This is a genomic window from Tardiphaga sp. GW822-FHT04G09, from assembly GCF_058800725.1.
This window is the reverse complement of record NZ_JBXAMO010000047.1, coordinates 1-1,494: the sequence shown is the minus strand read 5'-3', so window position 1 is coordinate 1,494 and position 1,494 is coordinate 1. Positions and strand designations below refer to the sequence as shown.

The 1,494-nt window shown below is 57.3% G+C and carries 1 protein-coding gene; it reads right to left on the bottom strand.

The features are described from left to right. Positions 1–377: 377 nt before the first annotated feature. Positions 378–1,406 (bottom strand): IS110 family RNA-guided transposase, encoded by a 1,029-nt coding sequence (locus tag AC1RLZ_RS31110; RefSeq protein WP_493191809.1) that lies wholly within the window; start codon positions 1,404–1,406, stop codon positions 378–380. Between the last annotated feature and the right edge of the window lie 88 nt (positions 1,407–1,494).

Below are 1,494 nucleotides of genomic sequence, written 5' to 3'. Positions count from 1 at the left end.
GTCAATCGGCCCTTTAATTGCGATCTGTTGTCAAGCGCCCTTTAACCCGCCCTCAGCAAAACTTTAGCGCTCGCCCCGTCGCATCTGGATGGGGCCGTTGAGTTGGCAAGAATGGCCGGCGATACGATAGCGGTCGGTGTTGGATCTTCTTTTGCCGTAGGAGAAATCTTACCGTGGTAGCTTTGATGCCATCGCCAGGGTCATGGTCCTTTCCGAGGTCGCCAAGCGCCTCATGATGATGTCCGGGGCGGGTGCCTCAACGTGTACAGCGGAGTGCGGACTAGCCGCCACCAGCCGATTGACCGAGGTCACCGCGACCACCGTCCCAGCGGGACATCGCCAGCCCGGCGAACCGGGCCAGAAAGCGTCAGTATGCGTCAGGCCAGTGTGGCGTGGCCCCAATCGAACGAGGTGCCATCGACCCAAATGCAGTGAAGGATGACGGCGATCTTTCGGGCAATGGCGACCTTTGCCTTCTTCACACCGATCCGCTTTGCGAGTTTCATTCCCCAGACTTTGAGGGAAGACCATTTTTTGGTCCGATAAAGCAGAACGGTCGCTGCCTCGAACAGGTAGGATCGGAGAAGACGGTCTCCCCATCGAGATATCTTGCCGCTGGTGTCGGTTTCTCCAGATTGGTTTCGCCGAGGCGTAAGGCCGAGATAGGCGCCGACCGTAGAGGCCGACCGGAAGCGGGACGGGTCGTCGATCGTATGGCGGAACGTGAGGGCCGTCACCACTCCTACGCCTGGAACTGTCATCAGGCGCCGCGTCGTCTCGTCCGACTTTGCCAATCGGCGGACCTCGTCGTCAAACTTGCTCTGCTGCCGACAGATATGCTCATGAATCGACAGGAGCGGCGCCGTCACGCTGAGAAGCTGGTGATCGTTGCCGAGTAGTTCGCTGACCTGATTGCGGAACTGTTGGCCGATGGCGCGAGGGAATAGCAGTCCATATTCCTTGATCAGACTGCGAACTTGATTCTCAATATCTCGGCGCATGGATACTAGTCGAGATCGCGCAACGAGTATTGCGCGGATCTTCTGACTTTCCTCGCTCTTAATTTTGACTTCTCGATACCAACCAACCCGCACCAGTTCGGCTAGGCCGCGAGCGTCATTTTGATCGCTCTTGTTCATACGTACCGACAGCGCCGCGTGTGCATGCCGCGCATCGATGCAGACGACAGGTAAATCGACCCTACGAAGTTCGTGCCAAAGCCAGCTTGACATCGCGCCGGTCTCAAAACCAATGCGTTCCGCCAGAGGCGCATGTCTACGAAGAAGGTCGGTCAGAGCGCCGGGATCTGACTTTGCTTTTCCCTCGAAGATTAGTTGGCCAGCTTCGCTGACCACGCACACTGCGGTTTCTCTTTGCGATACATCCAGACCGACGTATTGCTTCATGACGGTTCCTCCGAATCGGTTGATTGCGAGGGCTCAATGCTAACGGATCTTTCGCGCCTCGAGCGCTGACCGCAATTACGTCATCGTG